Genomic DNA, 7,975 nt, shown 5'->3' with positions numbered 1-7,975 from the left:
CCGCATGCCCCCGATAAGGGCATGGAAAGGGCTCTTCCCCCACAATCCCTGCGGGCTTGTGGGTCCTCTTCGTTTGATCTGCGGCCGGGTCTAATGAGCTCAGAAGAGCCGTTCTTCCGGCGGCTCCGGGGTGATATCCCTCACAGTCGGGCCCCATCAACGCCTTGCAGTCTCAAACCATAACGCAGAGTGGCTCCCGAAGCTTCCTGGTTTTCCTGCTGACGGGCAGGGACGTCACTGTGTCCGCCACAACACCGGTACGCAAGCCGTAAACGCTAACAAAGTTGTGGGAATGGACACCGCTGGGAAGGAGTTGGAAGCGCGAGGCGGGATAGTACGGGGGAGGTAAACCGTCCGGCGGGTCGTTTGCCGTTCCGTTATCAGGATCCTAAGCTGCCCGCACCCTTGTACGGCCTTGATCAGCAATGGAGGCAGCCATGGCGGCAGTCACGCAGACCGCTACACCGTCGATGTGGTCGGACGAGGAGCTGGCCGAGGTACGCGGCAGGCTCCAGAGCGAGATCGACGAGCTCGAGGCGGACATACTCCGCCACGAGTCCGAGATAGCGTCTGGAGACGTCACCCAGGGCGCCGGCGACGATCAGGCCGATGCCGGCGCCAAGACCTACGAGCGCGAACGCGAGATCGCCCTTACCCTGAATGCGCGCGATCTGGTCGCGCAGAACGAACGTGCGATCGCCAGGATCGACGCGGGTACCTATGGAGTGTGCGAATCGTGCCACAAGCCGATCGGCAAGGAACGCCTTCAGGCGTTCCCGAGGGCGACGCTGTGCGTGGCCTGCAAGCAGAAGGAGGAGCGCAGGTAGGCAGATCGCGTGGTCGCCTCGTCGCCGTCCTCGTCGTGCTGGCCGTCGTCATCTACGCGGCCGACCTCATCACCAAGACGGTGGTGCTGCGGACGCTCGAGAACGAGGCGCCACTGGTGGTCATCCCGGAGGTGCTGCAGTTCCGGGTGATCTTCAACTCCGGTGCGGCGTTCAGCATCGGCACGGGGATGACGTTCGTCTTCACGTTGATCGCGGCGGGTGTGGTCGTGGCCATCGTCCGCACCGCGCGCAAGCTGGGCAGCAGAGCCTGGGCGGTGACGCTGGGCCTGCTCCTCGGCGGGGCGCTCGGCAACCTCACCGACCGGCTGCTGCGCTACCCGTCGGGCATCGGCCGTCCCACGCAGCTCCAGGGGCACGTGGTGGACTTCATCGAGGTGCTCCCCGGCAACTTCCCCGTGATCGACTACTTCCCCGTCTTCAACATCGCCGACTCGGCGATCGTCTGCGGCGGCATCCTGGCGGTCATTCTGGCCTGGCGCAACGTGCAGATCGACGGCGCCAAGGAGCCCCAGGACACTAAGGCGGACGCCAAGACGGACGCCAAGGAGGACGAGAACGGTGGCTGAGCAGCGGAGCCTGCCCGTGCCCGACGGGCTGGAGGGCGAGCGGCTCGACGCCGCGATGTCGCGGCTGTTCGGCTTCTCGCGCACCCGCGCGGCCGAGCTGATCGGCGCGGGCGAGGTGCTGGTCGACGGCAAGGTGCCGGCCAAGTCCGACCGGGTCCACGCGGGCGCCTGGCTCGACGTGACCATGCCACCGCCGGTCTCCATGCCCATGCCGGTCGCCGAGCCGGTGCCGGGCATGACGGTCGTCTACGAGGACGACGACATCATCGTGGTCAACAAGCCGATCGGCGTCGCCGCCCACCCGACCGTCGGCTGGACGGGACCCACCGTGATCGGCGGCCTGCTCGGGGCCGGGCACACCATCGCCACCAGCGGCGCGGCCGAGCGGCAGGGCATCGTGCACCGGCTGGACGCCAACACGACCGGCGCGATGGTGGTGGCCAAGAGCGAGCACGCCTACTCGCGGCTCAAGCGCGCCTTCAAGGAACGTACGGTCGACAAGCGCTACCACGCCCTCGTCCAGGGCCATCCCGACCCGTTCAGGGGCACGGTGGACGCGCCCATCGACCGGCACCCGTCGGGTGACGGCAGGTTCGCGGTGGTCGCCGGCGGCAAGCCGTCGATCACCCACTACGACACGGTCGAGGCGTTCAGGGCGGCGTCGCTGCTGGACATCAAGCTGGAGACCGGGCGTACGCACCAGATCAGGGTGCACATGGCGGCGTTGCGTCACCCGTGCGTCGGCGACCTGCTCTACGGCGCCGACCCCACGCTGGCCGCCAGGCTCGGCGTCACGCGGCAGTGGCTGCACGCGGTGGCCCTGGGGTTCGAGCACCCGGCGACGGGCGAATGGATGTCGTTCAGCACCGACTATCCGCAGGACCTGCAGAAGGCACTCGACATCGTGCGCGCCGAGTCCTGATCAGGTGGGCATACCGGCCTGCCCGGACCGGACCGGACCTGCCCGGTCCGGATCAGGTGCGCTTTCCCGTCTGCCGCCCGCCCTGGCCGGAGGCGTTCCCGCCGCCGGGCCCCTCGTTCTGGCCGGACTCCTCCTCGCTGCCGGTTCCCTCGTTGTCCGAGGGATCGACCTGGCCGGGGGTCTCGGAGGGTGACTCCTCCCTCGTCTCGGACTCCGTCGGCTTCTCGGACGGGCTCCTCGGCTGTTCCCTGGTCGGCGGCGAGGTGCTCTCCGTCATGGAGGGCGGCTCAGAGGACGGCGCCTCCGGTGATGGAGTCTCCGGTGAGGGAGCCTCTGGTGACGGTGAAGGGGGAGCGGTGGTGAAGGTGGTGACCACGGCGGGGCCCGGGAGCGGGGTGCGTACCGTGTCGCCAGGGCGGGTGGACCACCAGGCGGCGCCGCCCGTGATGACCGCCACCGCCAGCGCGCCCGCGCCGACGGCGGCCATCGGCGGCCTGCGCCGCCGCCGCGCCGGCTCGGGGACGGTGACCGGCCCCGTCCGCTCCGGAGCGCCGCCGGCCAGGATCGCGGTGACGCGCCGCTCGGCCTCCTCCAGCGTCATGCGCTCGGCCGGGTTCTTGCGCAGCAGGCCGAGCAGTACGGGCGCGAGCACGCCGGCGCGGGCCAGCGGCTCCGGCTCGGCGTGCATGACCGCGCCCAGCGTGGCCAGCGCGTTGTCCCGGTGGAAGGGCGAGTGGCCCTCAACGGCCATGTAGAGCGTCACACCCAGCGACCACAGGTCCGACGCGGGCCTGGCCCCGCCGCCCGCCGCGCGTTCCGGCGCCATGAACGCCGGGGTGCCGATCAGGACGCCCGTCCTCGTGACGGGGTCCTCGTCCTCTGTCGTGGCGATGCCGAAGTCGGTGAGCACCGCCCGGCCGTCCCGGGTGAGCAGCACGTTGTCCGGTTTGACGTCCCGGTGCAGCACGCCCGCCGCGTGCGCCGCGCGCAGCGCCTCCAGGAGCTGCAGCCCGACGTTGGCCGCCGCCATGGGAGGCATCGGGCCGTCGTCGCGGATCAGCTCGCCCAGCGTGCGGGAGTGCACGAGCTGCATGACGATCCAGGGGTGGCCGCGTTCCTCCAGTACGTCGTAGACGGCCGCCACACCCGGATGCGCCACCCGGCCGGCCGCCCTGGCCTCGCGAAAGGTGCGTACGGCGAACTCCTCGCGTTCCGGTTCCGACAGGTCCCGCGACGGCAGGACCTCCTTGACCGCCACGTCCCGTCCGAGCACCTCGTCGTGCGCCTGCCACACCGTTCCCATGCCGCCCTGACCGATCGTCCTGAGCAGCCGATAGCGGCCACCGACCAGCCCCGCAGGCCCCGCAGAATCGGACATGCACGGCGACTACCCGATAAGCATCCGCACAAGCGCGGTGACCACGGCCGCCGTGGCCAGGACGACCAGGAACGGCGCCCGGAGCAGCAGCGCCACGACCGCCGCGCCGAGCCCCGCCGTGCGGGCCGGGTCGAAGCTCAGCCCGCCCTGCTCCGTGAACACCTGCACCGCGATCAGCGCCGCCAGCAGCGCCACCGGCACCAGCTCCGCGAACCTGCGCACCACCGGATGGTCGAGCACCCTGCGCGGCGCCGCGAGCCCGGCCAGCTTGAGCGCGTAGCAGCCCGCGCACAGCGCGGCGATCGCCCACCACAATGTCATCGCACCATCACCACCAGCACCGCCGCGGCCGACAGCAGCACGGGCACCCCGGCAGGGAAGAACGGGGTGGCGCACAGCGCGATCACCGCACCGGCCGCCGCCAGCGTGAGCAGCTCGCGGTTCCCCGCCAGGCGGGGCCACAGGATGGCCAGGAACGCGGCCGGCCCCACCGTGTCCAGGCCAAGCACGCCCGGGTCGCCCAGGAACGACGTGCCGTACGCGCCCGCCAGCGTGGTGAGGTTCCACGTGACGTAGAGGCTGGCGAACGTGGTCACGAACCCCGTCCGCGCCGCCTCCGCGTCCGGCTGGGCCAGCGCGACGGCCGTGGTCTCGTCGATCACGCCGTGGGCGGCCAGTAGCCGGCGCGGGCCGCGTACCCGGAGCAGGTCGGCCAGGCGCAGGCCGTACAGGGTGTTGCGGCCGCCGAGCAGCAGCGCGCCCGCGGTGGCGGCCAGCAGGTCGCCGCCCGCGCCCACCGCTCCGGTCAGGGCGAACTGCGAGGCGCCCGTGAACGCCAGCAGGCTCAGCACGCATGCCTGCGGCACGCTCAGGCCCGCGGTGATCGCCGCCGCGCCGAACGCGAGCCCGGACAACCCCACCGCCAGGCCCACCCCCAGACCGTCCCGTACGGCGGCGGAACGATGTGTCGTCGAATCCATGCCGCCAGACACTAGGTGGTGGCGGAATCGCCGGTCTTGTACGTTCCTGCAGCACGCTGGTATGCGGCGGGCGGTACGCCCACGATGCGCTTGAAATGACGGTTGAGGTGGGCCTGGTCGGTGAAACCCACCTCGGCGGCCACCCGCGCCGGGCGCACACCGGACTGGAGCAGGCGGCGCGCCTGGCGTACCCGCAGCGAGGTCAGGTACGCGTGCGGCGGCAGGCCCGTCGCCGCCTTGAACGCCCGCAGCAGCGCGAACGGCCGCGCCCCCACCGCGCCCGCCAGGGCGTCCAGCGTCGGCGGATCCAGCAGGCTCTCGTGCAGCAGGTCGACCGCCGCGCGCACCGCCTGCCTGCCCTCGGGCGGCAGGACCGGGTCCGGCCTGGGGGCGGCGTGGCGGGTCAGCAGCCGGGCGAACAGCGTACGGCTGAGCGTGGAGGCGGCCAGCGCGTCGCCGCGCTCGGCCGCCCGGTGCGCACGGGCCAGCAGCGCCGCCACGTGGTCGTCGCGTACGACCTGCTCGGGGAAGTGCGGCGTCGCGTACGGCGCGCCCAGTTCGGCGGCGATCCCGGCCAGCGCGTCGATCGACGGATAGAGCATGCGGTACGCCCACCCGCCCGGCGTGCCCGCCTGACCGGTGTGCACGGACTCGGGGTTGACCAGGACCAGCTCACCCGTTCCCGCACGATGCAGGGTGCCGCGGTAGTCGAACTCCTCGACGCCGTGGACGATGACGCCGAGGGCGTAGCCGTCGTGCACGTGCCTGGAGAAGCGGTGGGTGACGTAGCGGGCCTTGAGCAGGTCGGTCTCCGGAACCGCCGGGTGCCGCCAGAAACGCGTCTGCTCCTTCATCGGGGCCTGAAGGTCTTCGCGAACGTCTCGAAGTAGTGGCGGTCCCTGGCCCAGCGGGCGTCCGTGGTCTCCCAGTAGAGCGCGTACGGGCGGCCGTCGGCGGTGTGGAAGCCGCGGTTGATCACGTGGATCAGCGTGCCGCCGCGCAACCTCGTGAACTCCCAGTCGGCGGCCTCCAGGCCGAGGTAGGCGGTGGAGGTGATGCCGACGCGGGTGTACTGGCGGAACTCGCCCTTCGCGCGGATCTCCTTTTCCAGAGCGATCCAGTGCCTTCGCGGGTCATCCCAGGGGATGTCCGGAACCGTCCATTCCACCAGCAGCGCGCCGGGGGTGTCCGGGCCGGTTATGGAGATGCTGTTCCTGCCCGGGGTCTTCTTGGCCTGCCACCGGCCCGGCAGGGCGATCGAGAAGCGGCCCGCGGAGCTCGTGAACGGACGCCAGCCGGCGGGCGCCGGTCCACTCGTCGCGGTCGGCTCGCCGGTTGTGGGCTCCTCGGTCGGCTCACCTGGTGAGGTGGGCTCGGATGTCGGCTGGGTCGTCGGCTCGGTCGGCCGGCTCGTGGGAGCGGTCGTCGGGCCGGGGCCGTCGGTGGGGGAGGCGATGGTCCAGCGGTCCAAGAGCAGCACGCCACCCGCGCCCAGCACCGCCACGGCGGCCACCGCCGCGGGCACCCCGATCCACCAGGCCCTGCCTCGCCGCGCCCGCCGGGGCACCGTCCGCTGCGGCCCGCCCTTGCCCTCCCGCAGACCGCCACCGGTCGCCTGCGGTCGAGCGCCGGCCGCCTGGGGTCCGCCACCGGTTCCCCGGGGCCCGGTCGCCCGCCCCTCCCAATGGGTCGTGTGGGGCCCGCCGGTGCCATCCCCGCCGGGCGTGGCCGACCCGCCGCCGGTGTCTTCTCCGCCGTACCCGTGCGGCCTGCCGCCGGTGTCTTCTCCGCCGTACCCGTGCGGCCTGCCGCCGGTGTCTTCTCCGCCGTACCCGTGCGGCCCGCTGCCGGTGTTTTCTCCGACGGGCCCGTGCCGCTCAGAACCGGGCGCCTGCGGTCCGCCGCCGGGGGCCTGTCGTCCGCTGCCGGTCGCCCGGCGTGGGCCGCCGGGCGTCCGGTCGTCCGGGCCGGTCGCCGGATGGGCGGCACCCACCGGGGGCGTCTGGTGGCGGCCGGTCACGATCTCGTACAGCAGGGCAGCGGCCTGCGCGGCGGGCATCCGGTCGGCGGGGTGGCGGCGCAGCAGGCCCATGATGACCGGTTCGAGCGCGCCCGCGCGGGCCGGCGGTCTGGGCGCGTCGCGCAGCACCGCCGCGACCGTCGCCGCCCACGAGTCCCGCTTGAACGGCGGCTCGCCCTCCAGAGCCGTGTACAGCGTCGCGCCGAGCGACCACAGGTCGGACTCCGGCCCGGCGGGCTCGCCGTTGAGTCGCTCGGGCGGCATGTACGCGGGCGTGCCCACCAGCCCGCCGGTCGCCGTCAGCCCTGCCTCGGCCTCAAGCGAGGCGATGCCGAAGTCGGTCAGCACCACCCGGCCGTCGTCGGCGAGCAGGACGTTCTCCGGCTTCACATCACGGTGCAGCACCCCGGTGGCGTGCGCGGCGCGCAGCGCGTCGAGCAGCCGATCGCCGATCACCGCGACCTGGCCCACCCGCAGCGGCCCGGTCTCGCCGACCACCTCGGCCAGCGAACGGGAGCGTACGAGCTGCATCACGATCCACGGGCGGCCGTCCTCCTCGACCACGTCGTGGATCACGACCACCGAGGGATGGTCGAGGCGGCCCGCCGCCCTGGCCTCCCTGATGGTCCTGCGGTTGAGCTCGGCCCGCCTGGCGTCGCCGATCCCCGAGTAGCGCACCTCCTTGATCGCCACCGTGCGGTCAAGGAGCTCGTCGTAGGCCCGCCAGACCACCCCCATCCCGCCCTCGCCGAGCGGCTCGATGAGGCGGTATCGGTTGCCGACCTGCCTTTCCACGCAGGGAAGCCTACTTGGCCGGTTTGAACGTCGCGCAGAACCCTTCGAAGAAGGCGTAGTCGCGCTTCCAGTGGCTGTTCAGGGTGTGCCAGTAGATCGCGTACGCCCTGCCGTTGTCGGTGAGGAAGCCGCGGTTGCGCACCCGGGTCTTCCCCGTGTTGGTGTTCCAGGTGAAGTCCCAGTCCGCGGCGGCCTTCTGGTAGTCGACCCGCTCGATGTCGATCTTCTTGTAGCCGCCGAAGTTGTTCTTGAGCACCGGCTCCTGCTTGACCCAGTCCTTGTACGGGTCCTTACCGGGCTTCGCCGCCTCCTCGATCATGACGTACGCGTTGGACGCCGCCCCCGGGCCCTTGAACTTGACCTGCCTGCCGCTGCGGTCCCACACGTCCCAGCCCTTGGGCAGCCCGATGGTGAAGCCCATCTTGTCGTCCTTGTACCAGTGCCACCCGTCGGGCAGCGCGTCCGC

The 7,975-nt window shown here is 71.9% G+C and carries 8 protein-coding genes and 1 pseudogene; 3 read left to right on the top strand and 6 right to left on the bottom strand.

The features are described from left to right. The first annotated feature begins 437 nt into the window (after positions 1–437). Genes ITP53_RS52155 through ITP53_RS52145 form a run of 3 tightly spaced genes read left to right on the top strand, consistent with a single transcriptional unit; the run spans position 438 to position 2,336 of the window. Positions 438–827: a TraR/DksA family transcriptional regulator gene (locus tag ITP53_RS52155; RefSeq protein WP_195902925.1), complete on the top strand. Its 390-nt coding sequence runs from the start codon at positions 438–440 to the stop codon at positions 825–827. Positions 828–862: 35 nt separating this feature from the next. After that, the gene (lspA, locus tag ITP53_RS52150; protein WP_195902924.1) at positions 863–1,414 is read left to right on the top strand and encodes a signal peptidase II; all 552 of its coding nucleotides are present in this window, start codon (positions 863–865) and stop codon (positions 1,412–1,414) included. Beyond that, positions 1,407–2,336 carry an RluA family pseudouridine synthase gene (locus tag ITP53_RS52145; RefSeq protein WP_195902923.1) on the top strand — a complete coding sequence of 310 codons (930 nt, stop codon included), beginning with the start codon at positions 1,407–1,409 and terminating at the stop codon, positions 2,334–2,336. The genes lspA and ITP53_RS52145 overlap by 8 nt, the downstream gene beginning before the upstream one ends. A 52-nt stretch (positions 2,337–2,388) precedes the next feature. Here ITP53_RS52145 and ITP53_RS59900 read toward each other — a convergent pair whose 3' ends face one another. The 6 genes and pseudogenes from ITP53_RS59900 to ITP53_RS52115 form a co-directional block, all read right to left on the bottom strand. Then, a complete protein-coding gene (locus ITP53_RS59900; RefSeq protein WP_268961490.1) occupies positions 2,389–3,714 on the bottom strand; it encodes a serine/threonine-protein kinase in 1,326 nt (441 codons plus the stop codon). 9 nt (positions 3,715–3,723) lie between these two features. Beyond that, positions 3,724–4,035: an AzlD domain-containing protein gene (locus ITP53_RS52135; protein ID WP_195902922.1), complete on the bottom strand. Its 312-nt coding sequence runs from the start codon at positions 4,033–4,035 to the stop codon at positions 3,724–3,726. Continuing rightward, a complete protein-coding gene (locus ITP53_RS52130; protein WP_195902921.1) occupies positions 4,032–4,694 on the bottom strand; it encodes an AzlC family ABC transporter permease in 663 nt (220 codons plus the stop codon). Before ITP53_RS52130 ends, ITP53_RS52135 begins: the two co-directional genes overlap by 4 nt. An 11-nt stretch (positions 4,695–4,705) precedes the next feature. After that, on the bottom strand, positions 4,706–5,548 hold the full coding sequence (locus tag ITP53_RS52125; RefSeq protein WP_195902920.1) for an AraC family transcriptional regulator: 843 nt from the start codon (positions 5,546–5,548) through the stop codon (positions 4,706–4,708). Beyond that, positions 5,545–7,509 carry a serine/threonine-protein kinase gene (locus ITP53_RS52120; RefSeq protein WP_195902919.1) on the bottom strand — a complete coding sequence of 655 codons (1,965 nt, stop codon included), beginning with the start codon at positions 7,507–7,509 and terminating at the stop codon, positions 5,545–5,547. Before ITP53_RS52120 ends, ITP53_RS52125 begins: the two co-directional genes overlap by 4 nt. 10 nt (positions 7,510–7,519) lie before the next feature. Next, positions 7,520–7,975, bottom strand: a pseudogene (locus ITP53_RS52115) (hypothetical protein); the annotation flags it as partial.

The organism is Nonomuraea cypriaca (genome assembly GCF_015645445.1).
GTDB lineage: Bacteria > Actinomycetota > Actinomycetes > Streptosporangiales > Streptosporangiaceae > Nonomuraea > Nonomuraea cypriaca.
The sequence above is the reverse complement of the archived record's forward strand: the minus strand, read 5'-3'. Positions and strand labels throughout refer to the sequence as shown.